The sequence below is a fragment of the Planosporangium mesophilum genome, assembly GCF_016863255.1.
GTDB lineage: Bacteria > Actinomycetota > Actinomycetes > Mycobacteriales > Micromonosporaceae > Planosporangium > Planosporangium mesophilum.
In genome coordinates this window covers 156,936-178,839 of sequence record NZ_BOON01000005.1, presented here as the reverse complement: position 1 = coordinate 178,839, position 21,904 = coordinate 156,936, and the positions used below count along the sequence as shown (strand labels likewise).

At 72.0% G+C, this 21,904-nt stretch carries 24 protein-coding genes; 18 read left to right on the top strand and 6 right to left on the bottom strand.

Annotation, left to right across the window (positions count from 1 at the left end):
* Nucleotides 1-26: 26 nt before the first annotated feature.
* On the bottom strand, nucleotides 27-1,580 hold the full coding sequence (locus Pme01_RS03330; RefSeq protein WP_168112717.1) for a phospholipase D-like domain-containing protein: 1,554 nt from the start codon (nucleotides 1,578-1,580) through the stop codon (nucleotides 27-29).
* Nucleotides 1,581-1,657: 77 nt separating this feature from the next.
* Between Pme01_RS03330 and Pme01_RS03325 the strand changes: the two genes are divergently transcribed.
* Nucleotides 1,658-1,936, top strand: a complete 279-nt coding sequence (locus Pme01_RS03325; RefSeq protein ID WP_168112718.1) for a hypothetical protein — start codon at nucleotides 1,658-1,660, stop codon at nucleotides 1,934-1,936.
* Between the two features lie 64 nt (nucleotides 1,937-2,000).
* Nucleotides 2,001-3,110 carry an FUSC family protein gene (locus Pme01_RS03320; RefSeq protein ID WP_168112719.1) on the top strand — a complete coding sequence of 370 codons (1,110 nt, stop codon included), beginning with the start codon at nucleotides 2,001-2,003 and terminating at the stop codon, nucleotides 3,108-3,110.
* A 6-nt stretch (nucleotides 3,111-3,116) separates the two neighbouring features.
* Here the strand turns inward: Pme01_RS03320 and Pme01_RS03315 are convergent, their stop codons facing one another.
* Together Pme01_RS03315 and hisN are read right to left on the bottom strand one after the other, a co-directional pair.
* A complete protein-coding gene (locus tag Pme01_RS03315) occupies nucleotides 3,117-3,977 on the bottom strand; it encodes a hypothetical protein (RefSeq protein WP_203935416.1) in 861 nt (286 codons plus the stop codon).
* Nucleotides 3,978-4,066: 89 nt separating this feature from the next.
* A complete protein-coding gene (gene hisN, locus Pme01_RS03310) occupies nucleotides 4,067-4,858 on the bottom strand; it encodes a histidinol-phosphatase (RefSeq protein ID WP_168112721.1) in 792 nt (263 codons plus the stop codon).
* Between the two features lie 92 nt (nucleotides 4,859-4,950).
* Between hisN and Pme01_RS03305 the strand changes: the two genes are divergently transcribed.
* A complete protein-coding gene (locus Pme01_RS03305) occupies nucleotides 4,951-5,487 on the top strand; it encodes a DUF2087 domain-containing protein (RefSeq protein ID WP_239087991.1) in 537 nt (178 codons plus the stop codon).
* A gap of 74 nt (nucleotides 5,488-5,561) precedes the next feature.
* Here Pme01_RS03305 and rsgA read toward each other — a convergent pair whose 3' ends face one another.
* The gene (rsgA, locus tag Pme01_RS03300) at nucleotides 5,562-6,500 is read right to left on the bottom strand and encodes a ribosome small subunit-dependent GTPase A (RefSeq protein ID WP_203935415.1); all 939 of its coding nucleotides are present in this window, start codon (nucleotides 6,498-6,500) and stop codon (nucleotides 5,562-5,564) included.
* 71 nt (nucleotides 6,501-6,571) lie between these two features.
* Nucleotides 6,572-7,912, bottom strand: coding sequence for a 3-phosphoshikimate 1-carboxyvinyltransferase (gene aroA / locus Pme01_RS03295; protein WP_168112722.1), 1,341 nt, complete (start codon nucleotides 7,910-7,912; stop codon nucleotides 6,572-6,574).
* A 178-nt stretch (nucleotides 7,913-8,090) separates the two neighbouring features.
* Between aroA and Pme01_RS03290 the strand changes: the two genes are divergently transcribed.
* The 8 genes from Pme01_RS03290 to Pme01_RS03255 all read left to right on the top strand — a co-directional run bounded on the left by Pme01_RS03290 (nucleotide 8,091) and on the right by Pme01_RS03255 (nucleotide 13,510).
* Complete coding sequence (locus Pme01_RS03290; protein WP_168112723.1) at nucleotides 8,091-8,813, top strand: SOS response-associated peptidase; 723 nt, start codon at nucleotides 8,091-8,093, stop codon at nucleotides 8,811-8,813.
* A gap of 155 nt (nucleotides 8,814-8,968) precedes the next feature.
* The gene (locus tag Pme01_RS03285; protein WP_308441022.1) at nucleotides 8,969-9,367 is read left to right on the top strand and encodes a WhiB family transcriptional regulator; all 399 of its coding nucleotides are present in this window, start codon (nucleotides 8,969-8,971) and stop codon (nucleotides 9,365-9,367) included.
* 24 nt (nucleotides 9,368-9,391) lie between these two features.
* Complete coding sequence (locus Pme01_RS03280; RefSeq protein ID WP_168112724.1) at nucleotides 9,392-10,000, top strand: alpha/beta hydrolase family protein; 609 nt, start codon at nucleotides 9,392-9,394, stop codon at nucleotides 9,998-10,000.
* Between the two features lie 84 nt (nucleotides 10,001-10,084).
* Nucleotides 10,085-10,942 carry a sigma-70 family RNA polymerase sigma factor gene (locus tag Pme01_RS03275; RefSeq protein WP_373315444.1) on the top strand — a complete coding sequence of 286 codons (858 nt, stop codon included), beginning with the start codon at nucleotides 10,085-10,087 and terminating at the stop codon, nucleotides 10,940-10,942.
* Nucleotides 10,943-11,075: 133 nt separating this feature from the next.
* On the top strand, nucleotides 11,076-11,372 hold the full coding sequence (gene rsrA, locus Pme01_RS03270; protein WP_168112726.1) for a mycothiol system anti-sigma-R factor: 297 nt from the start codon (nucleotides 11,076-11,078) through the stop codon (nucleotides 11,370-11,372).
* Nucleotides 11,373-11,592: 220 nt separating this feature from the next.
* Entirely contained in the window at nucleotides 11,593-11,808 is a 216-nt protein-coding gene (locus Pme01_RS03265; protein ID WP_168112727.1) for a biotin/lipoyl-binding carrier protein, read from the top strand.
* The gene (locus tag Pme01_RS03260) at nucleotides 11,805-12,302 is read left to right on the top strand and encodes a GNAT family N-acetyltransferase (RefSeq protein WP_168112728.1); all 498 of its coding nucleotides are present in this window, start codon (nucleotides 11,805-11,807) and stop codon (nucleotides 12,300-12,302) included. Before Pme01_RS03265 ends, Pme01_RS03260 begins: the two co-directional genes overlap by 4 nt.
* 176 nt (nucleotides 12,303-12,478) lie before the next feature.
* Nucleotides 12,479-13,510: an SIS domain-containing protein gene (locus tag Pme01_RS03255; RefSeq protein ID WP_168112729.1), complete on the top strand. Its 1,032-nt coding sequence runs from the start codon at nucleotides 12,479-12,481 to the stop codon at nucleotides 13,508-13,510.
* A gap of 18 nt (nucleotides 13,511-13,528) precedes the next feature.
* Here the strand turns inward: Pme01_RS03255 and Pme01_RS03250 are convergent, their stop codons facing one another.
* Nucleotides 13,529-13,984, bottom strand: coding sequence for a hypothetical protein (locus Pme01_RS03250; protein ID WP_168112730.1), 456 nt, complete (start codon nucleotides 13,982-13,984; stop codon nucleotides 13,529-13,531).
* Between the two features lie 42 nt (nucleotides 13,985-14,026).
* Here Pme01_RS03250 and Pme01_RS03245 point away from each other — a divergent pair, with 42 nt between their 5' ends.
* From Pme01_RS03245 to Pme01_RS03215, 7 genes are all read left to right on the top strand, one after another.
* Nucleotides 14,027-15,505, top strand: a complete 1,479-nt coding sequence (locus Pme01_RS03245) for a sensor histidine kinase (RefSeq protein ID WP_168112731.1) — start codon at nucleotides 14,027-14,029, stop codon at nucleotides 15,503-15,505.
* Between the two features lie 407 nt (nucleotides 15,506-15,912).
* Nucleotides 15,913-17,613 (top strand): nitrite/sulfite reductase, encoded by a 1,701-nt coding sequence (locus Pme01_RS03240; protein WP_168112732.1) that lies wholly within the window; start codon nucleotides 15,913-15,915, stop codon nucleotides 17,611-17,613.
* Nucleotides 17,610-17,774: a hypothetical protein gene (locus Pme01_RS03235; protein ID WP_168112733.1), complete on the top strand. Its 165-nt coding sequence runs from the start codon at nucleotides 17,610-17,612 to the stop codon at nucleotides 17,772-17,774. The genes Pme01_RS03240 and Pme01_RS03235 overlap by 4 nt, the downstream gene beginning before the upstream one ends.
* Before the next feature lie 8 nt (nucleotides 17,775-17,782).
* Entirely contained in the window at nucleotides 17,783-18,481 is a 699-nt protein-coding gene (locus Pme01_RS03230) for a phosphoadenylyl-sulfate reductase (RefSeq protein WP_168113382.1), read from the top strand.
* Entirely contained in the window at nucleotides 18,463-19,218 is a 756-nt protein-coding gene (locus Pme01_RS03225; protein ID WP_168112734.1) for a sirohydrochlorin chelatase, read from the top strand. The genes Pme01_RS03230 and Pme01_RS03225 overlap by 19 nt, the downstream gene beginning before the upstream one ends.
* A gap of 202 nt (nucleotides 19,219-19,420) precedes the next feature.
* On the top strand, nucleotides 19,421-19,801 hold the full coding sequence (locus tag Pme01_RS03220) for an SCP2 sterol-binding domain-containing protein (protein WP_168112735.1): 381 nt from the start codon (nucleotides 19,421-19,423) through the stop codon (nucleotides 19,799-19,801).
* Nucleotides 19,798-21,900 carry an amylo-alpha-1,6-glucosidase gene (locus tag Pme01_RS03215; protein WP_168112736.1) on the top strand — a complete coding sequence of 701 codons (2,103 nt, stop codon included), beginning with the start codon at nucleotides 19,798-19,800 and terminating at the stop codon, nucleotides 21,898-21,900. The genes Pme01_RS03220 and Pme01_RS03215 overlap by 4 nt, the downstream gene beginning before the upstream one ends.
* Nucleotides 21,901-21,904: the final 4 nt, after the last annotated feature.

Genomic DNA, 21,904 nt, shown 5'->3' with positions numbered 1-21,904 from the left:
CGACCGCCGCCGCCAGAACTGCCGCGTCAGAACTCCTGCCGGCGGCGGAGGGCGGCGGGCCGGCCGTCGGGGTCGGCGATCAGCCGGTACACCGGGCGGGCCCAGATGGCCGTCGCCGGCTTCAGTACCGGCGGCGTGTACCTGCGCAGCCGGCCGGGCGGGCGCGGCCGGACCCGGCCCGCCGCGTACCAGTCGTCCAGCTTGCGGGCGCTCGCGTCGAACGCGTCGAACGCGGCCCCCGGGTCGCGCAGGTCCTCGTCGTCACCGTCGGCCCGGTCCAGGTGCTCGCGTGCCAGCGTCAGCCGTAGGTCGCGCGCGTACGCCCCGGTCGGGTCCAGGACCGCGCAGGACAGCTCCGAGTCGTACGTCCACGATCGCAGATTCACGTTGTCGGAGCCGACCATCGCCCACACGTCGTCGACGACGACCACCTTCGCGTGCACGTACACCGGCGTGCCCTGATGGTTCTCCGGGCAGTACACCGCCACCCGGTCGCCGCCGACGTCGAACAGCGTCCGCATCGCCCGCATCCGGCCGTACTCCTGCGCGGTCTTCGAGACCCGGCCCTCCTGGTCGCTGAAGCGGGGTACGACCGCGATCATCCGCAGCTCCGGCCGGTCCGCGAGCGCCTCGGCGAACGTCTCCACGACCTCCTTCGACCACAGGTACTGGTCCTCGAAGTAGACCAGTCGATCGGCGCGGGCCAGCACCTTGCGGTAGCCCCGGGCGATGCTGCGCTCACCCTGCGGTGCGAAGGCGTACCCGGAGCGGCGGTACGGGTACGTGCGGAGCAACTGGACCGCGTGGTCGCCGCAGGCGGGCGGGTCGGGCAGCCGCTCGGGCAGCGGGTCGGGCGTGACGTCCTCGCCCTGGATCCGGTCGCGCGCCAGATGGAGCGGGTTGCGGGTGAGTGGCGCGGGGTCCTCCCAGCGCTCCCGGAACACCGTCTCGACGTCGCCGACCGCCGGCCCGCGGATCTCCACCTGCACGTCGTGCCAGGGCGGGCGGGGCCCGTACTCGGCCGCCATCGACAACGCCTGGGGGTCGCCCCGGTGGTCGGCGTCGTCGCGCCGGCTGTGGCAGAGGTCGATCCCGCCGACGTAGGCGACGTCCAGTTCGGGGCGGCCGGGGTGGCGCAGGACCACGAACTTCTGGTGGTGCGAGCCGCCGTTGCGTACCCGCATGTCGAGCAGGCACTCGCCGCCGGCCGCCTCGATCTCCTCACCGAGGTGGCGGTTCTCGGCCTCGCTGAACTGGAACTTGTCCAGGTGCGAGCGCCAGATCAGGCCCTTGACCACGACGCCGCGCCGGGCCGCGTCGCAGAGCACGCGGCCGACCTCGGTACCGGGCCCGTCCAGCCGCTCGTCCGGGTCACCCCGCCAGTCGGAGAACACGAGCAGGTCGCCGGCTCGCATCCGTCGGATCGCCGCGAGCAGTTCGGCGAAGTACGTAGCGCCGTGCACGAGCGGCCGTACCCGGTTGCCGGTGGTCCACGCCGCGCCGTCCGGGTGACGCGAGTCGAGCGAGGTCGCAGGGTTGCCGCGCTCCTGCGCTAGCAGGAACCAGTCGTCGAGTCGCACACCCGGCCTCCCCATCGCATCCGTTCGGGTGGATGACACAAGGGTGCCCTTCCGGGCCTCGCGGCATGCATGGCCGCGTGAGTTCGGGGGTACTGCTGCTGGTGGAGGTGATGACGATGGTGTGCCACCGGAGCCGCGCGACCAGGCCGGCGTTGGCGCTGTGGCTGTTCGTGCTGCTGGCCGATACCGCCGCCGCCGGGAACATGACGACGGTCGGCTACCTGCTCGCCGCAGTCGTCGTCGCCGCGGTCGCGCTCGCCGCGCTGTGGCTCACGACGCGCGAGCACCATCAGCGCAAGCCGCACCCGGTACGGGTCCGCGCCGCCCGCCACGAGCGGTGGGGCCGCCGTCGATAGGCGAGCAGACAGGGACCGCGCGTCGATCGCCGGCATCCAGCCGGCCGGACCGTACCCTCGGCGCATGGCCCTACCCGCCGTCTCGACGACCGCCGCATCGATCCGGGACCGGCTCACGCGGGTACGCGAGAACGCCGTTCTCGTGGTCCAGGCCGGTAGCGCGGCGGGCCTGGCCTGGTTCGTGGCCCACGACGTCGTCGGGCACCAGCAGCCGTTCTTCGCCCCGGTCGCGGCGGTGATCCCGCTGGGCGCCGCGCTGGGACACCGGATCAGACGGGTCTTCGAACTCGCCGTCGGGGTCGCCGTCGGTGTCCTCGTCGGCGACGTGTTGATCTACCTGATCGGCACCGGCCCGTTCCAGCTCGCCGCGGTCGTGGCGCTGGCCGTGACCATCGCCCTCTTCGTCCGCGCCAGCCCGGTCCTGGTCATCCAGTCCGCCTCGTCGGCGGTGCTGGTGGCCACCGTGCAACCGCCCGGGGCCGGCCTGGCGTACCCGAGGTTCGTGGACGCCCTGGTCGGGGGCGGGGTCGGTCTGCTGGTGACGGCATTGCTGCTACCGCCCAACCCGCTGACGGTCGCGCATCGGGCGGCCGAGCCGCTGCTGAACGCGATCGCCGACGGCTTCGAGGGGATCGCGGCGGCGCTGGACGCGCGTGACCGGGCCGCAGCCGAAGAGGTGCTGGAGCGGCTGCGGGCCACCAACGCCCAGCTGACCGAGTACGCCAACGCGCTGGCGGCCAGCCGCGAGGCGGTGCGGCTGTCACCGGTCTGGCGGCGCTACCGCGAGCAGCTGGCGCGGTACGCCGAGAGCGGCCCCGACCTCGACCGCGTCACCCGCAACGCGCGGGTACTGGCCCGGCGTACCGTCGCGCTGCTGCGCGACGAGGAGCCGGTACCGACCGAGCTGTTCGCCGCGGTGGAGGCGCTCGGCACGGCTACCCGTCTACTGGCCAAGGCGCTCGAGCGCGGTGAGGACCCGGCCGCGACCCGGGAACGGGTCTGCGCCGCGGTCCGCCACGCCTCGCGGGCCCATGACGCGACGCTCGGCTTCTCCGGCCAGATGGCGATCGGACAGATCCGGTTCGTGGCGACCGACCTGCTGCGCGCGACCGGCATGGACCGCACCGAGGCCGAGAAGACCGTCAGGAGGGCCTCCATGACGCCGAAGGACTGACGCGTGTCAGTCCGAGCGGTGCGAGCCCCGGCCGGCCGCCACTGGCACCCGTGCCCTGCTGTGCGCGTGGCCGTGCTGTGGTTCGGCGTAGAAGCTCAACCCGATCACTGCGAGCAGCGTCACCAGGAAGCCTGCCGCGGCGAGCCACTCCCGCCCCGGCTGGATCTCGTCGCCGAGCAACAGCAGGCCGACGGCGGCCGCGGGTACGGCCGCGGCGGCGTCCATCGCGGCTACCGCGGAGGTGGTGGAGCCGCGCTGCATGGCCATGCCCAGCAGCAGCTGGCCCACCACCGAATGGGCGATCAGCAGGTACAGCAGCGGGTCGGTCACGAACTGGTGGATCGAGTCCGCCCCGGCGAGCGGACGGGAAGCCACGGCCGCCGCGGAGAACGCCACGCCGGCCAGCGAGCCAAGCGCGACCGAGCCGTGTGAGCCGTGCAGCCGGGCCGCGAAGAAGCCCACCACGGCGATCACCAGCAGGGCGATGGCCAGCCCGACAACGCCGGCGAGGCCGAGCGGCCGGGACGGGTGGGGCTGGGCTGCGAGCACCAGCCCGGCCAGGCCGCAGGACAGCGCAGCGAGCAGCGCCACCTCCGCCTTGGGTAGGCGCCACTTCAGTACCAGTACGCCGAGCAGGGTGGTGACCCCGAGACCGGCCGCCACGGCCGCCTGTACCAGGAACAGCGGCAGGTCCCGGCGGGCCAGGAAGGCCAGGGAGAAGCCGGCGAACTGGCAGAACAGCCCCACCAGGTACGTCTTGCGCTTGCCCAGGCTCAGCAGCAGCCGCAGGTCGAACCCCGGGTGCAGGTCGGTACGGGCGGCGGCGACGGACTGCAGCAGGTTGGCCACGCCATACGCGGCGATCATCGCCGCGAGGAACAACCAGCCAGCAGACATCACCGGGGAAGGATAGACCCCGAAGAAGCGCCGTCGAGTCAGGACGTCGGGTAGTCGGGTCACTCACCCAGACGGGCGTAGATCTCGCTGTGCAACTTTCCATTGGTCGCGATCGCGCTGCCCCCACCAGGCCCCGGCCGGCCCGCCCGGTCGGTGAACGTGCCACCGGCCTCGGTCACGATCGGTACCAGCGCCGCCAGGTCCCACAGCGACAGCTCCGGCTCGACCATGATGTCCACCGCGCCCTCGGCGAGCAGCATGTACCCGTAGAAGTCCCCGTACGCCCGGCTGCGCCAGGTGTGCCGCATGATGTCGAGCATGGCGTCCAGTCGCCCGACCTCTTCCCAGCCCGTCAGCGACGAGTAGCAGAACGAGGCGTCGGCGAGCTGGCTCACGCCGGAGACGTGGATCTGGGTGGCGGCGGACTGGTGACGGCCCGCGTACGCGCCGAGCCCGGTCGCGGCCCACCAACGGCGGCCCAGCGCCGGGGCGGAGACCAGGCCGACGACCGGCTCGTCCCCCTCCACGAGCGCGATCAGGGTGGCCCAGACCGGTACGCCGCGGACGTAGTTCTTGGTGCCGTCGATCGGGTCGATGATCCAGCGGCGCCGGCCCGTCCCGGCCGCGGGCGTCGCGCCGTACTCCTCGCCGAGCACGGCGTCGCGGGGGCGGGCCCGGGCCAGCGTCGCGCGCAGCGCCTTCTCCACGGCGGTGTCGGCGTCGGAGACGGGTGTCAGGTCCGGTTTCGCGCTCACATGCAGGTCGAGTGCGCGGAACCGGGCCACCGAGATCGCGTCCGCGGTGTCGGCGAGCAGGTGGGCCAGGGCGAGATCGTCGGTGTACCGGGCCATGGCTGCAAAACCTATCGGACGTGCGCTATCGCCGCACGTCAGCGGTGACCGGCCCGACAAGCGGCTGGCGGCCGCGGATATCTTGGATAGCCGTGAGACCGGAAGCGTTGTGCGGGTTGCTGGCCGAGACGGATCGGCTGCGGGTGTTCTCGGCCGTCGTGCTGGGGGCCGATCTTCCCAGTACGGTCGCGGACCGAACCGGCCTAGCGGCCAGGACCGTGGTGGCCGCGCTCCGCCGGCTCCAGCACGGCGGCCTCGTCGATGTCGTCGACGGCCGGTTCGTCGCACAGGTCGACGCTTTCAAGGACTCGGTACGCGAGTACGCGCCGCAGCCGGCCGAGACCGAGCCGCTCGACCCGGACCGGCAGAAGGACGCCATCCTGCGTACCTTCATCGTCGACGGCCGGCTGGTGCGGATCCCGGCGGCGCACGGCAAGCGCCGGGTGATCCTGGAGCACCTGGCGGCGTGTTTCGAGCCGGGGGTGAAGTACCCGGAGAAGGCCGTGGACGCGATCCTGCGGGCCTGGTACCCCGACTACGCCTCGCTGCGCCGGTACCTGGTCGACGAGGCGCTGCTGGCCCGGGAGAACGCGGTCTACTGGCGGGTCGGCGGTTACGTCGAGGTCTGAGGCTCGGTCGAGGTCTGATCGAGGGCGATGGTCAGGTCGGCGACCCGGGCGTCGTCGGTGAAGGTCGGCCGACGCTAGCCGGTGGTGTCAGTGTCCTCGCCGCTGCGGGAGGCCAGCAGCCGGCGGTACGACAGCAGCCGGCGCGGGTCGGCCCCGCCCTCGGCGATCAGCTTGTCCAACCCGCAGTCGCCGCCGGCGCCGGTGTGGTCGCAGTTGGGCGAGCACCGGGTGGTCGCCTCGACCAGGTCGGAGAAGCCGTGCAGCAGGCTGTCCGGCGAGACGTGGGCCAGGCCGAACGACCGGATGCCCGGGGTGTCGATGATCCAGCCGCCGGCGGGCAGCGGGAGGGCGACGGCGCTGGTGGAGGTGTGCCGGCCCTTGCCGACGGCGCTGACCACCCCGACGGCCCGGTCGGTGCCCGGGACGAGTCGGTTCACCAGCGTCGACTTGCCGACCCCGGAGTGGCCGACCAGGACCGAGAGCCGGTCGGTCAGGGCCTCCATCAGCTCGGTGGGCTCCTCCTCCGGGCGGCACAGCACGTACGGCAGGTCCAGTTCGGCGTAGTAGTGCAGGACCTCCTCGGGGCCGGCCAGGTCGGCCTTGGTCAGGCACAGCAGCGGCTCGATGCCGGCGTCGTACGCGGCGACCAGGCACCGGTCGATGAACCCGGTGCGCGGCGGCGGATCCGACAGCGAGTTGACGATGACGAGCTGCTCGGCGTTGGCGACGACGACCCGCTCCTGGCGCCCCTCGATGCTGTTCTCGACGTCGTCGGCGGTGCGCATCAGCGTGGAGGTCCGCTCGTCGATGCGCACGATCCTGGCGAGGGTGTCGGAGCGCCCGGACACGTCCCCGACGAGCTGTACCCGGTCGCCCACGACCACCCCGCGGCGGCCGAGCTCGCGGGCGCGCATCGCGACGACGATCCGGCCGTCGCCCACCTGGCAGGTGTACCGGCCACGGTCGACCGCCACCACGAAGCCCTCGACGGCGTCCTCGTGGCGTGGGCGGATCCGGGTACGCGGCCGGGTGGACCGGCCGGGCCGTACCCGTACGTCGTCCTCGTCGTACTCGCGCGGTCGCCTCAGCGCTCTACCCCTCGCTGGTCACCCGTTTTCTCGCCCACCATCGCCGACCATAGTGCCGGGAACTCCGGCATCGTCTTCGCGGTGCATGCCACGTCCGTGAGCTCGACGCCGGGCACCGCGAGCCCGATGACCGCGGCGGCGTGGGCCATCCGGTGGTCGTCGTAGGTCTCGAACCGCCCGCCGGTCAGGGGCCGGGGCCGGATCTCCAGCGCGTCGGGCCGCTCGGTCACGTCCGCGCCCAGGCTACCCAGCTCGCGCGCCAGCGCCGAGATCCGGTCGGTCTCGTGCCCGCGCAGGTGTCCGATGCCCCGTAGCCGCGACGGTGAATCGGCCACCGCCGCAAGAGCCGCGAGTACGGGCGTGAGCTCGCCGACCTCGGACAGGTCGGCGTCGAGGCCGTGTACCGCGCCGGTGCCCCGCATGGTCAGGCCCCGGGTGGACAGGCCGGGCTGGCCGCCCATCGCCGACAGCAGTTCGCGCAACCGGTCACCGGCCTGGGTGGTGCTGCTGGGCCAGCCGGGCACGGTGACCGCGCCGCCGGTCACCAGGGCGGCGGCCAGGAACGGCGCGGCGCCCGACAGGTCGGGCTCGATGTCCCAGGCCCGGCCGGCCAGCCGGCCCGGCTGGACCGCCCACACGTCCGGCGTGCTGTCGTCGATCCCGGCTCCGACCGCCCGCAGCATCTGTACGGTCATCTCGAGGTGCGGAGCGCTCGGTACCGGGGGCCCGACGTGACGTACCACCAGGCCGCGGTCGAAGGCCGCGCCGGCGAGCAGCAGGCCGCTGATGAGCTGGCTCGAGCTGGACGCGTCGATCGTGACCTCGCCGCCGGTGACCCGGCCGGCGCCGCGCACGGTCAGCGGCAGGTTCCCGCCCCCGGTCGCCTCGATCTCCACCCCGAGCCGACGCAGCGCGTCGATCAGCGGCGCCATCGGCCGTTGCCGGGCGCGCGGGTCGCCGTCGAACGTCACCGGCCCCTCGGCGAGCCCGGCCACCGGGGGCAGGAAGCGCATCACCGTGCCGGCCAGGCCCACGTCGGCCTTTGCCGGGCCGTGCATGGGGCGGGGGCGTACCACCCACAGATCGTCGTCGCCGGTGCTCACGGTCGCACCCATGGCCTGCAGGCCGGCGGCCATGAGCATGGTGTCCCGGGCGCGTAGCGGGGCACGTAGGGTGCTCGACCCGGCCGAGACGGCCGCGAGTACGAGCGCCCGCGCGGTCATCGACTTCGAGCCGGGCAACCGTACGGTCGCCGCGACGGGTCCGGCGGCGGTCGGGGCCGTCCACGGCCGCTCGGATCCGGACGGTCGGGTAACGGCGGGGTTGCTGTCTGCCACTCGTACAGTCTGCCGAACGCGTCCGGGCGCCGACGATCGCGTCCCACATGGTCGCCACGACTTCGCCGAAGTCGTGGTCTCGACGGGTGCCCTGAGGCCACTACTTCCTGGAACTTGTGCAGATCATGGCGGGTGAACGGGGCGGCGGGGCGACCCTGTCACCGGTAGCGTGGTTGCCATGTGCGGCCGGTACGCGACAACCCGTAGCGCGACTGATCTCAGCGCGCTGTTCGAAGCGAGCGACGAGACGGGTGACGGGCTGGCCGCCGACTACAACGTGGCGCCGACCGACGCGGTGCCGATCGTGCGCCGCTCCCGCAGCGCCGGCGACCAGGTGCTGTCCCTGGCCCGGTGGGGCTTCGTGCCACCGTGGGCCAAGGGCACGAGCGGCGCCGCCCGCATGATCAACGCGCGCGGAGAGACGGTGGCGACGACGCGGGCGTACGCGCCGTCGTTCGCCACCCGGCGCTGCCTGGTCCCCGCCGACGGGTGGTACGAGTGGGTCCGGCTCTCGCCCAAGCAGCGCCAGCCGTATTTCATGACCCACCGCGGCGGCGACGTGATGGCCTTCGCCGGCCTCTGGACGGTCTGGGGGGACAAGCTCCTGACGTGCACGATCGTGACCACGGCCGCGGTCGGCGAGCTGGCGGGGGTACACGACCGCATGCCGCTGGTCCTGCCGGCCGGCCGCTGGCGGCACTGGCTGGACGCCGACGCCGCGACCGCGGCGGCGATGATCGGGCCACCGCCCGCCGAATACCTCGACTCGATCGAGATCCGACGTGTCGGCCGCGCGGTCGGCGATGTCCGCAACGACGGCCCGGGGTTGATCGAGCGGGTGCCCGCGCCGGCCCTCGGCGGCTCCGTGGGGCAGCCACAGGACCTGACGCTTTTCGACTGATACGACGGTAATTGGGAGGCGGCTTTTACGTAATCTCGCGCAACGCACTTGTCGAAGTGCGCCGATGTGCGGTAGAACACAGCGCCGGTGGGCGTGGTGTTCTAAGTCTGTGTGCGCCCGCCGAATAGTCGTAAACCCACGGGGGAGGTGGGTGCATGACCCGGGCGCGAATGCCACGTCCACACGAGGTTGCTGCAGCCAGGCGCGATCCGCGGCTTGTCCGCGCGCTCAGTGAACGCGATCTCGATCCGACGTGGCGCACCAGGGGCCTGTGCCAGAGTGTTGATCCGGAGACGTTCTTTCCGGCGCCCAGCGAGCCGGCGGATGCCGCCGTCGCGCTGTGCCGGACCTGCGACGTGCAGGGCTCCTGCCTTGCCTGGGCGCTGGACGTCGGTGACTGCCACGGAGTGTGGGGCGCCACGACCCCGCGCGAGAGACGGGCGATGCTCGTCGCCTGGCGCTCGGAGGTGCACAGCGCGCCGTACGACGCCGAACGATTGGCCGGGATGAACGTCCTGCGCGTACTCGAGCAGGTGGGTGCCGCCAGCGGATAGCCGGACGGCTGCGACGATGCAGGCATGATCGAGGTCGCCACCCCGTACGGACCGGCACGGCTCGACGTCGACCAGCCCACCACCGCGCCCAGGAGCCTGCTCGTGCTCGGCCACGGCGCCGGTGGTGGGGTGGACGCCGTCGATCTCGTCGCCGTACGCGACGCGGCGGTCGCCGCCGGCGTGGTCGTCGCGCGCGTCACGCAGCCCTACCGGGTGGCGGGGCGCCGCGCGCCCGCGCCGGCCGGCCAGCTCGACCGCGCCTACGTCACCGTCGTCACCGCCCTGCGCGACCTGGTGCCCGCCGGGCTGCCCCTGATCGTCGGGGGCCGCTCCAGCGGTGCCCGGGTGGCCTGCCGTACCGCGGCTGAGCTCGGCGCGGCCGGCGCCCTCGCGCTGGCGTTCCCGCTGCACCCGCCGGGGAAGCCCGATCGCAGCCGGGCCGGGGAGTTGCCCGTGGACCTACCGACCCTCGTCGTGAACGGCGACCGGGACGCGTTCGGCGTGCCGACCGCGTCCGGCCAGGTCGACGTGCGGGTACTCCGCGGCGAGACGCACGATCTGCGTCGTGATCCCGCGGCGGTGGCCGGCGTCGCGCGCGGGTGGCTCGCCGGGCACGGCTGGGCCGCTGCCTGATCCCTCACACCACATCCCGGAATGATCTGTGTCGTGGCCGGGTTGCACCCGCCGGAAGGTTGGCACCTCGAGGTGTATCGACCACTGGCGAAGGGAGGATCCCGGGTGCGCACTGTTACCAGGGAGTCCGACACGTACGAAGCGGAGCGTTGGCGGCGCGTACTGACCGGGCCGGGATGGTCCGCGGCGATCGAGCCCGCGCCGGCCAAGGCCGACCCGACCTGGCCCGCTGTCTCCCTCGATGGAGCGACCGTCCACCCATCCGGAAATGGCGTTCGACCGGGCGGCGTATCCTCGGTGGGACGGTCAAGGGAAGAGGGGCGCGTGTCAGTAGACGAGAAGCCCGACCAGCGGCGTGACCGTTTCGTGCAGGAAGCGATGCCGTTCCTGGACCAGCTCTACGGGGCCGCGCTGCGGATGACGCGTAACCCGGCGGACGCCGAGGACCTGCTCCAGGAGACGTTCCTGAAGGCCTACTCCGCGTTCCACCAGTTCGAGCCGGGGACCAACCTCAAGGCCTGGCTCTACCGCATCCTCACGAACACGTACATCAACTCGTACCGGAAGCGGCAGCGCCAGCCGATCCAGGCACCCACCGACGAGATCCACGACTGGCAGCTGGCCGAGGTGGAGTCGCACACCTCCAGCGGGCTCAGGTCGGCCGAGACCGAGGCGCTGGACCGGCTGCCCGACTCCGACATCAAGCAGGCGCTGCAGTCGCTGCCGGAGGAGTTCCGGCTGGCGGTCTACCTAGCCGACGTCGAGGGCTTCTCGTACAAGGAGATCGCCGACATCATGGGTACGCCGATCGGCACCGTGATGTCGCGGCTGCACCGCGGCCGGCGCAACCTGCGCAAGCTGTTGGAGCGCTACGCTGCCGACCGGGGTTTCAACCGGGTCGCTGCGGAGAGCCAGCCGGCCGGGCAGGAGGCGTCGCGGTGAGCGAGCGGAGCTGGCGAACCATGAGCCCAGTGCCCGGCGAGCGCAGCGAGGTGATCGTCGTGAGTGAGCGGAGCGAGCGAGCCATCAGCTCAGTGCCTCGCGAATGCATCACCGAGCGCAGCGAGGTGATCGCATGAGCTGCGGCGAACCCCACGAGACCGACTGCCGCGAGGTGCTGGCCGAGGTCTACCTGTACCTCGACCTTGAGTGCTCCGAAGACCGGCGGCTACTGATCCGCGAACACCTCGACGAATGCTCGCCGTGCCTGCGTGAGTTCGGCATCGAGCAGGAGGTGAAGGTGCTGGTGGCCCGCTCCTGCGGCGCCGACAAGGCGCCGGCCGAGCTCAAGCAGCGCCTGCGCGAGAAGCTTGCCGATCTGGTTGTCTTCGAGGGCGACGAGCGGGAGTTCCGGGAGCTTCAGACGGAGTAGTCCGCCTCGTCTCCGTCCCTTACGCCGATCCAGCCCGTCCCTTACGCCGATCCGGGAAGAGCGACGCCACAAACCGGACGTGACGCGTCAGGCGCTGCCGCGATGCGGCACGCGAAGCCGCGGGTCAGTGCGACGGCGCGCGCCCCACCAGCCGACTCGACCGCCGGTTTTCCGCCGGCCGTGATTGGATACCGGGGCAACGACACGAGAGGACGGGCACATGGCCGAGGAGATCCACGCCGAGATGGTGGCGAACGTCTGGAAGGTGGTCAAGGCCACCGGCGAGACGGTCGAAGAGGGGGACACCCTCGTCATCCTGGAGTCGATGAAGATGGAGATCCCGGTCGTGGCCGAGTCCACCGGGGTGCTCAAGGAGCTTGTGGTCAACGAGGGCGACGTGGTCCAGGAGGGTGACCTCATCGCGGTGATCGAATGATCGTTGCGGTCCGGCTGGCGGTGCCCGGCGAATACGCCGAGATCGGCCGGCTGACCGTCGCCGCGTACACCGAGTCCGGGCAGCTCGGGGCCGCGACCGGGTACGAGCGCGTACTCGCGGACGTGGTGTCGCGCGCGGCCGACGGCACCGTGCTCGTCGCGGTGGACACCAGGACCGACCGGCTCCTGGGCTCGGTGACGTTCGTACTGCCCGGTAGTCGGTACGCCGAGCTGGCCGGCCCTGACGAGGCCGAGTTCCGGATGCTCGCCGTCGACCCCGCGGCCCAGGGGCTCGGGGTGGGTCGGCTGCTGGTGGACGAGTGCCTGCGTCGCGCCGCCGAGGCCGGCCGCGGCGCCGTGGTGATCTGCTGCCGGGACTTCGTGGTCTCCGCGCAGCGGCTGTACACCTCGATGGGCTTCCACCGCATCCCCGAGCGGGACTGGGTACCGGCGCCCGAGGTGAACCTGCTCGCTCTGCGCAAACCCCTCCCATGATCACGGAGCCTCTTCCGGTTCCCAGCGCGGAAAGGGTTCCATGATCATGGCGGGACCGGGTGTGATGCGCGAAACTGCGCGTTCGTTGTGTGCTCCTGCTCGTTTGTGCGACCATCCTTGCTGAAACGCGCAAAAACAGTCGGGAGGACGTCGTGACGGGCCAGCCAGGAAGCGGGATGGCGGCGGACATCGCCGAGCAGCCCGAGGTCTACGCCCGGCTGCTGGACGTGCAGGCGCCCGCGATCGCCGAGGTGGCCGCGCGGATCGCCGGGTGGGCGCCGCGCCACGTCATCTTCACCGCCCGGGGTACCTCCGACCACGCGGCGCTGTACGCGGCGTACCTGACCGAGATCCGGCTCGGCATCCCGGCCGGGCTGGCCTCGCCGTCGGCGTACACCGTCTACGGCGCCCGTCCCGACCTGCGCGACGCGCTGGTCGTCGGCGTCTCCCAGAGCGGCGGCTCGCCGGACCTGTGCGAGGTCGTCCGGGTCGCCCGGGAGCAGGGCGCGCACACCCTGGCCGTGACCAACAACCCGTCCTCGCCGCTGGCCGGCGCCGCCGAGCTGTCGATCGACATCGCGGCCGGGCACGAGCGGGCGGTCGCCGCGACCAAGACGTACTCGGCCGAGCTGCTCGCGCTGCTCATGCTGGTCGAGGGGGTGCGCGCCGGGGACGGTGCGCTGCCCGCCGAGGAGCGGGCCGCCCTCGCCGAGTTGCCGGCGCTGGCGCAGGCCCTGACAGACGACCCGACGCCGGGTGAGCTCGCCCCCCGGTACCGCTTCGCGGCGCGGATGGTGACCACGGGGCGGGGCTACGCGTACCCGACCGCCCGGGAGACCGCCCTCAAGCTGATGGAGACCTCGTACCTGCCGGCGCTGGCATTCTCCGGCGCCGACCTGCTGCACGGCCCGCTCGCCATGGCAGACCCGGACGTGCCGGTGCTCGCCGTCGTCGGGTCGGGCCCCGGCGGCGCCGCGATGCGCGAGGTGCTGGCCCGGCTGGACGAGCGCCGCGCCGACGTGGTGGCGATCGGCCCGTCCGACGTGGCCGGTGCGGCGCTGCGCATCCCCACCCCCGACGTCGACGAGCGGTACGCGCCGCTGCTGGACATCCTGCCGCTGCAGCGCCTCGCGCTGGAGCTGGCGCGGCACCGGGGTGAGAATCCCGACGCCCCCCGCGGCCTCAAGAAGGTCACCACAACCCTCTGAGAGTCCCGCTACCCATGATCATGGGGAAGGGGTCGGAGAAGAAGGCGCGTCGACCAGGATCACGGCGGGCTTGTCCTGGCGTAGTTCGTCCGCCGGGAAGCGCACCGGCGGACGGTTGTCCACGCTGATCTCGTACGTCGTGTGCCCGCCCGGCACGCCGTAGATCTCGAACGGGAAGTTGCACCGGTACGTCCCACCGTCCGCCGCGAGCACCCCGCCGCCGAGCGTGCCGATCGCCAGCGTGTGGTCCGGCGGGTCGGTCACCTTCAGCGGCGTACCGGGCGCGATCCCGGAGTTCGGTACCTGGCAGGGGCTGCCGACCTGCCCCGCCGGCGCCCCCGCCACCGTGGCGTACCCGCGCAGTACGAACCCGTTCGGTTTGGTCCTGCTCTGTCCGCCGGCTCGCAGCCAGCCGCAACCGGACAGGGCGGCGCACAGCGCCACGACGACGAGGGTAGTGACAAAGCGGCGCACGCCTGAAGAGGCTACAGGGCGGGGCGTGGCAGGCTGTGAAGCGTGTCCACGCTGCGTGACCTCGTCGAGGAGCACACCAACCTCGAGCCCGCCGACATCGAGCACCTGCACCGGCTCGCCGGCGACTGGCAACTCATGTCCGACCTGTCGTTCGCCGATCTGATCATGTGGGTCGCGCTCGACGACGGCCAGTTCCTGTGTGTGGCCCAGGTACGCCCGACGACCGGGCCGACCGCGTACCAGGACGACCAGGTCGGCCGGATCTTCGGTGGGGCCGAGGTGGCGCACCTGGCGATCGCCCGCGACCAGGGTCGGATCTGGCGGGAGGGCGATCCGGTCTGGTACGGCGACACCCCGGCGCGGCACGAGGCGATCCCGGTCCGGCGGGCCGGCAGCGACCGGGTGATCGCGGTCATCGGCCGGGACACCAACCTGTCGACCGCGCGTACCCCCAGCCACCTGGAGCTCAACTACCTCACCACGGCCGATGACCTGGCCCAGATGGTGGCCGACGGGAGCTTCCCGCCGTACCGCCACCCGGGGGAGACGACCAGCGCGCCGCGGGTCGGCGACGGGCTGATCCGGCTCGACGGCGGCGGCAAGGTCACGTACGCGAGCCCGAACGCGCAGTCGGCGTACCGGCGGCTCGGCCTGACGACGCACCTGGTGGGGGAGGAGCTGTCGGCCATCACCGGGCGGCTGGCCGACGACCCGCTGGAGGGTGGCGAGAGCGCAGAGGCGCTGCTCGCCGCGCTGCGGGGCGAGGCGCCGCCGCGCCGGGAACTCGAGGCGCGCGGGGCCACCGTCCTGATGCGGGCGCTCCCGCTGATGCCGGCCGGTACGCCCATCGGCGCGCTGGTCCTGGTACGGGACGTGACCGAGGTGCGCCGCCGGGACCGGCAGTTGATCACCAAGGACGCCACCATCCGGGAGATCCACCACCGGGTGAAGAACAATCTCCAGACGGTCGCGGCGCTGCTGCGGCTGCAGGCCCGGCGGGTCGGGGTACCGCAGGCGCGGGCCGCCCTGGAGGAGTCGGTACGCCGGGTGGCCTCGATCGCGCTGGTACACGAGACGCTGTCGATGTCGTCGGACGAGGCGGTGGATTTCGACGGCATCGTCGACCGGGTCGCGTCGGCGGCGAAGGAGGTCGGGGCGCCCGAGTCGCGGGTGGTGATGCGGCGTACCGGTACCTTCGGCGTGCTCCCGGCGGAGGTCGCCACGCCGCTGGTGATGGTGCTCAACGAGCTGCTCCAGAACGCCGTCGAGCACGCGTACGGGCCGGGCGACGAGGGTACCGTCGTGATCAGCGCGCACCGGTTCCGCCGGCAGTTGCACGTGACCGTGGCCGACACCGGCTTCGGCCTGCCGGACGGCTTCAGCCTGGAGGCGAGCGAGCGGCTCGGGCTGCAGATCGTGCGTACCCTCGCCACCGGTGAGCTGCGCGGCTCGATCGAGTTGCGGCGGCGGGCGGAGGGCGGTACCGAAGCGGTGCTGGTGGTTCCGCTCTCCAAGCGGTGAGACCTTCCCGACTGCGGGACTTTCCAAGCGGTGAGATCCGCGGGTGAACTGGGCGTTCCCCCGCGTCTCCACAGCGCGCAGAAATCCCTATCAATCTGGTGTGTTAAAGAGAATTTCCGCTGGTCAACCGCTGGTGCCGAGTGAGACCGCCCTCACGGAACCGTGGCGCCGGCGCCCTGGTTCGTGGCACGATCGTCCGTATGACTGCTGCTTCCCTGCGGCTTACCAGCCGCCGACACGTCGACTTCGGTCGCGTGCGCAGCGCCATCTGTCCGGCTGCCTGACGCCGCCCGTATTTCCGTTCCGGGTGCGCGACCGCGCCGGACTTTTTTCTGACATCGAAGTCAACCGCATTCTTTCGCGGTTACCGGTGCGCGCGCTCCCACCATCAGCAGGAGGACGCTCGCATGACGGCTACCGCCGTCCCCGCCACTTCCCGATCCGGCGCACGGGGCAAGGGCCCCCGCCGTGGTGAGGGTCAGTGGGCGCTGGGGTACCGCGAACCACTGAACCCCAACGAGCGCTTCAAGAAGGACGACGACGGGCTCAACGTCCGCCAGCGGATCGAGACGATCTACGCGCACCGCGGCTTCGCCAGCATCGACCCGCAGGACCTTCGCGGCCGGATGCGCTGGTGGGGCCTGTACACCCAGCGCCGCCCCGGCATCGACGGCGGGCGCACGGCGGTCCTGGAGCCGCACGAGCTCGAGGACGAGTACTTCATGCTGCGCGTGCGCGTCGACGGCGGCCAGCTCGACCTGGCCCAGCTGCGCGCCATCGCCGACGTGTCGACCCGGTACGGGCGTGACACCGCCGACATCACCGACCGGCAGAACATCCAGCTGCACTGGGTCCGGATCGAGGACATGCCGGCCATCTGGAAGACGATCGAGGGCGTGGGCCTGTCGACCACCGAGGCGTGCGGCGACACGCCCCGGGTGATCCTGGGCAGCCCCGTCGCCGGCGTGGCTGAGGCCGAGATCCTGGACGCCACCGAGGCGATCAAGGAGATCTCCGACCGGTTCATCGGGGACCCGGAGCTGTCCAACCTGCCGCGTAAGTTCAAGACCACGATCTCGTGGCTGCCCGACACCCCGTACGAGGCCAACGACGTCGCGTTCCTCGGCGTGATCCACCCCGAGCACGGCCCCGGTTTCGACCTGTGGGTCGGCGGCGGGCTGTCCACCAACCCGATGCTCGCCAAGCGGCTCGGCGTGTGGGTGCCGCTGCACGAGATCGCCGAGGTCTGGCACGGCGTCATCAAGATCTTCCGGGACTACGGGTACCGGCGGCTGCGCAACCGGGCCCGGTTGAAGTTCCTGATGGCAGACTGGGGCCCGGAGAAGTTCCGCGAGGTGCTGGAGAACGAGTACCTCGGGCGCAAGCTGGTCGATGGCCCGGCGCCGGAGCTGCCCGAGCGCCCGATCGACCACGTGGGCATCCACAAGCAGTGGGACGGCAAGTACTACGTCGGCGTCGCCCCGGTGGCGGGCCGGGTCTCGGGGGAGATCCTGGCCAAGGTCGCGGACATCGCCGAGGCGCACGGCAGCGGCCGGGTGCGGCTCACCCCGTACCAGAAGCTCCTGATTCTTGATCTTGACCAGGATCGCGTGAACTCGATCGTGGCGGCGCTGCGCGAGATCGGGCTGGAGGCGAAGCCGTCGGCGTGGCGGCGCGGCACGATGGCCTGCACCGGCATCGAGTTCTGCAAGCTCGCGATCGTCGAGACCAAGGCCCGCGCCGCGTCGCTGGTCGACGAGCTGGAGAAGCGGCTGGCGTCCTTCGACGCCGACATCTCGATCCACCTCAACGGCTGCCCGAACGCCTGCGCGCGTACCCAGGTGGCCGACATCGGGCTCAAGGGCATGATCGTGACGGCGGCGGACGGCCGCCAGGTCGAGGGCTTCCAGGTGCACCTCGGCGGCGGCCTGGGCGTGGCCGCCGGACACACGGCCGGCTTCGGCCGCAAGGTGCGCGGCCTCAAGACGACCGCCGACGAGCTGCCCGAGTACGTGGAGCGGCTGGCCCGTCGTTACCTCGCCGCCCGCACCGACGGCGAAACGTTCGCGCAGTGGGTCGTCCGCACCGACGAGGCGGAACTGGCATGAGTGAGCGGCAGGCGCCCCTGTACTGCCCGTACTGCGGCGAGGAAGACCTGCGCCCCTCTGCGGAGGGCGGCCACGGCGCGTGGGAGTGCCACTCCTGCGCCCGCGTGTTCTCGGTGAAGTTTCTTGGATTGATCGGCAAGGCACTGGAGGTTTCACGGTGACGAGCGCGATGAACACCCGTACCGAGGAAGAGCTGCGCGAACTGGCCACCGTCGCCGGTCACGAGCTGGAGGGCAAGCCGGCCGAGGAGATCGTCGCCTGGGCCGTCGAGACGTTCGGCGAGCGGTTCTGCGTGACCAGCTCGTTCGCCGACGCGGTACTGGCACACGTGGTGTCCCGGGTGGCGCCCGGTGTCGACGTCGTGTTCCTCGACACCGGCCTGCACTTCGCCGAGACCCTGCGGGTACGCGACATCGTGCAGCGGACGCTGCCGGTGACCGTCCGGTCGATCCGGCCCCAGCTGACCGTCGCGGAGCAGGACGAGAAGTACGGCCCCCGGCTGTACGCGCGCAGGCCCGACGAGTGCTGCGACCTGCGCAAGGTCGAGCCGCTGGAGCGGGGCCTGGAGGGCTACGACGCGTGGGCGGCCGGTCTGCGGCGCGACGAGTCCCCGACGCGGGCCAACACCCCCGTCGTCGGCTTCGACGCCAACCGGGGCATGGTCAAGGTCTCGCCGCTGGCCGCGTGGACCCAGGCCGACGTGGACGCGTACATCTCCCGGTACAACGTGCCGGTCAACACGCTGCTGCGTCAGGGGTACGCCTCGGTCGGCTGCTGGCCGTGCACCAAGCGCACCCCGCCCGGCACCGACCCCCGCGCCGGTCGCTGGCCGATGTTCGACAAGAGCGAATGCGGGCTGCATCTGTGAGTCCGGTCGTCCTGGTCGCGCACGGTTCGAGCTACCCGCGAGCGGCGGCGACCACCCGGGCCCTGGCCCGGGCGGTCGCCGCGGCCCGACCCGGTGAGACCGTGTGCGCCGCGTTCCTCGACCACGAGGGGCCCCGGCCGGAGGAGGTGCTCGCCTCGCTGCGCGGGTCGGGCTTCACCTCCGCCACCGTCGTACCGCTGCTGCTCACCTCCGCGTACCACGGTCGGGTGGACATCCCGGCCGCCCTCGCCAAGGCCCGCACCGACGGCGTGGACCTGGCCGTCGAGCTGACCGACGTGGTGGGCCCTGTCGGCGGTGTCGTACCCGCGCCGCTGCTGGCCGGCCTGCGCCGGCGGTTGGCAGAGACGGGCGTACCCTTCGACGCCGTCGTCCTGGCCGCCGCCGGTACCCGCGACCGGGCCGCACTGTCCACCGTCGACCTCGCCGCCCGTGCCCTGGGCGGCCGCCTGGGCCTGCCGTGCCTGCCCGCCTACGCCTCCGCCAGCGCACCCACCCCCGGTGAGGCGGTGTACGCGCTGCGCCAGGGCGGGGCGCGCTCGGTCGCGCTCGCCGCGTACTTCCTGGCCCCCGGGCGCCTCTACGACGCGGCGGTGGAGTCCGCCCGTACCGCCGGTGCGGTCGCCGCGGCGCAGCCGCTGGGCGCGATGCCCGAGCTGGCCCGGCTCGTCCTCGACCGGGTCGACGCCGTCGGCCGGGCCGCACCCCTCGCTGCCTGACCCCCTCCGGCCGAGGTTTCACGCTCCGACCCGCCTTTCACCCGGTATGGGTGATGCCCCCGCCCGCCCGTTCCGGCGAGGCTGTTGCAGTCCGGTCGGCGCGTCCAGATCGTCTGTGCGTCGCCTTCCGGGCATACCGCGCTGGCATGTGGCGACGCCGCTCTCCGGGCTGCTGTCGCGAACGTGAGGGGGCTCTGGGGCCATGGCGACTCCGACCGAGGAGTTCTTCGACGAGCTGGGTCGAAGAGGGCACGAACCGCGGCTCGAGAGGATCACCGCGACGGTGCGCTTCAACATCACCGACGGCGGGCACGCGTCGCACTGGCGCGTGGAGATCGACAAGGGCGACCTCCACGTGACCCGCGGCAGCGGCAAGAGCTGCTGCGGCATCTGCGCCGATCGGGCGCTGTTCGACGGCATCGTCACCGGTGAGGTGAACGCGATCGCGGCGATGCTGCGCGGCGCCCTGTCCGTCGACGGCGACCGGGAGACGTGGGTCGTGGTGCAGCGGCTGCTTCCGGGGCCCTGCTCCCACCGCCGACGCCCGTTCGTCACCCAGAACGCCGTGGGGGAGCGGTCATGACCGACGGCCTGGTACAGACCCTGGACGGCAACACGTTCGTGGTCAGCGACCCGCAGGGCGACATCGAGGCGTCGTTCACCGAGCCGACCGGGCTTTTCTCGTACGACACCCGCTTCCTGTCCACCTGGGCGCTGACGGTCGACGGCAGGCGGCTCACCATGCTCTCCACCGACGACCTGGAGTACTACGAGACCCGGTTTTTCCTCGTCGCCGCGCCCAGCAGCGTGTACGTCGACGCCAAGCAGTCGGTGATCCGCCAGCGCACGGTCTGCGACGGACTGCACGAGCGGCTCACCGTCCTCAACCACCAGGAGCAGCCCGTCGACCTCGCGATCCGGGTCGAGGCGGCAGCGGACTTCGCCGACCTGTTCGAGATCAAGGACAACCTGGCGAAGAAGGGCAAGTACTACACCCGCGTCGACGACGGTCGCCTGCTACTCGGGTACGAACGGGAGACCTTCCGCCGCGAGACCATGATCTCCACGACGGCGCCGGCCCAGGTCGACGAGCACGGGCTGAGCTTCGACGTCCGGCTCCAGCCGCACGGCAAGTGGACCACCGAGCTGCACGTGACCCCGGCGAGCCCCGGGGTCGGGGGCCGGTCACTCATGCCCAAGCCGAGCCGTGGCGCGACCGCCCCGACCAAGATGAGGGGCGACCTGGAGAAGTGGATCGGGCGGGCGCCGCGACTGGAGTGCGACTGGGAGTCCCTGCAGGCGACGTACCGGCGCAGCCTGGTCGACCTCGCCGCGCTGCGGTTCTCGCCGGTCCTGGCGGGCGGCAACAGCCTCCCGGCCGCCGGCCTGCCGTGGTTCATGACGATGTTCGGCCGGGACAGCATCCTGACCAGCCTGCAGGCCCTGCCGTTCGCGCCGGAGCTCGCGGCGACCACGCTGCGGGTGCTCGGCGACTGGCAGGGCAGGTGCGTCGACGACTTCCGCGACGAGGATCCCGGGCGGATCCTGCACGAGATGCGCTACGGCGAGCTGACCGCCTTCGAGGAGCGGCCGCAGTCGCCGTACTACGGCACCGCCGACGCGACGCCGCTGTACGTGGTGCTGCTGGACGAGTACGAGCGGTGGACCGGCGACGCGGACCTGGTGCGCCAGTTCGAGTTGGAGGCGCGCGCCGCGCTCGGCTGGATCGACGAGTACGCCGACCTGATGGGCAACGGCTACATCGCGTACCAGCCGCGCGAGCCGGAGACGGGCCTGGAGAACCAGTGCTGGAAGGACTCGTGGGACTCCATCTCGTACCACGACGGCCGACTTCCCGGCTTTCCCCGGGCAACGTGCGAGCTGCAGGGGTACGCGTACGACGCGAAGAAGCGCGGCGCGCGGCTGGCCCGCGAGATCTGGAACGACCCGGAGTACGCGGACCGGCTGGACGCCGACGCCGACGCGTGCAAGCGGCGCTTCAACCAGGACTACTGGATCTCCGATCGCCAGCACTACGCGCTGGCCCTCGACGCGGACGGCAGCCAGGTCGACGCGCTCGCGTCCAACAACGGCCACCTGCTGTGGAGCGGGATCGTCGACGACGACAAGGCCGGCGCCGTGGTGGGGCACCTGCTCGGCCGGGCGCTGTTCTCCGGCTGGGGCGTGCGGACGCTGGCGCAGGGGGAGGCCCGCTTCAACCCGGTCGGCTACCACGTCGGTACGGTCTGGCCGTTCGACAACTCCTTCATCGCCTGGGGCCTGCGCCGGTACGGGTACAAGGAGGAGGCCGCGCGCCTGGCGGCCGGCATGCTGGACGCGGCGGAGTTCTTCGAGGGGCGGCTGCCGGAGGCGTTCGCCGGTTACGACCGGGCGCTGACCAGGTACCCCGTCCAGTACCCCACCGCCTGTTCGCCGCAGGCGTGGTCCACCGGTACGCCGCTGTTGCTGCTGCGCACGATGCTCGGCCTGGAACCGCTAGGCGACCACCTGGTGGTCGACCCGGCCCTGCCGGTCGGGATCGGGCGCATCGAGCTACTGGACATTCCCGGGCGGTGGGGGCACATCGATGCCTTCGGACGTGGCCGGGTGGAGGTGGCCTCCAGGCCGCGGCTCCGCCGACAGTTGGGCGACCCGGTGCGGGAGAAGTCGAAGTTCGTGTAGCCGC

Coding starts and splice junctions, on each gene's coding strand:
- Pme01_RS03320 (WP_168112719.1), top strand. CDS start 2,001: ATGGCCCTACCCGCCGTCTCGACGACCGCCGCATCGATCCGGGACCGG.
- Pme01_RS03315 (WP_203935416.1), bottom strand. CDS start 3,977: ATGATCGCCGCGTATGGCGTGGCCAACCTGCTGCAGTCCGTCGCCGCC.
- hisN (WP_168112721.1), bottom strand. CDS start 4,858: ATGGCCCGGTACACCGACGATCTCGCCCTGGCCCACCTGCTCGCCGAC.
- Pme01_RS03290 (WP_168112723.1), top strand. CDS start 8,091: ATGTGCGGCCGGTACGCGACAACCCGTAGCGCGACTGATCTCAGCGCG.
- Pme01_RS03285 (WP_308441022.1), top strand. CDS start 8,969: ATGACCCGGGCGCGAATGCCACGTCCACACGAGGTTGCTGCAGCCAGG.
- Pme01_RS03280 (WP_168112724.1), top strand. CDS start 9,392: ATGATCGAGGTCGCCACCCCGTACGGACCGGCACGGCTCGACGTCGAC.
- rsrA (WP_168112726.1), top strand. CDS start 11,076: ATGAGCTGCGGCGAACCCCACGAGACCGACTGCCGCGAGGTGCTGGCC.
- Pme01_RS03265 (WP_168112727.1), top strand. CDS start 11,593: ATGGCCGAGGAGATCCACGCCGAGATGGTGGCGAACGTCTGGAAGGTG.
- Pme01_RS03260 (WP_168112728.1), top strand. CDS start 11,805: ATGATCGTTGCGGTCCGGCTGGCGGTGCCCGGCGAATACGCCGAGATC.
- Pme01_RS03255 (WP_168112729.1), top strand. CDS start 12,479: ATGGCGGCGGACATCGCCGAGCAGCCCGAGGTCTACGCCCGGCTGCTG.
- Pme01_RS03240 (WP_168112732.1), top strand. CDS start 15,913: ATGACGGCTACCGCCGTCCCCGCCACTTCCCGATCCGGCGCACGGGGC.
- Pme01_RS03235 (WP_168112733.1), top strand. CDS start 17,610: ATGAGTGAGCGGCAGGCGCCCCTGTACTGCCCGTACTGCGGCGAGGAA.
- Pme01_RS03230 (WP_168113382.1), top strand. CDS start 17,783: ATGAACACCCGTACCGAGGAAGAGCTGCGCGAACTGGCCACCGTCGCC.
- Pme01_RS03225 (WP_168112734.1), top strand. CDS start 18,463: ATGCGGGCTGCATCTGTGAGTCCGGTCGTCCTGGTCGCGCACGGTTCG.
- Pme01_RS03220 (WP_168112735.1), top strand. CDS start 19,421: ATGGCGACTCCGACCGAGGAGTTCTTCGACGAGCTGGGTCGAAGAGGG.
- Pme01_RS03215 (WP_168112736.1), top strand. CDS start 19,798: ATGACCGACGGCCTGGTACAGACCCTGGACGGCAACACGTTCGTGGTC.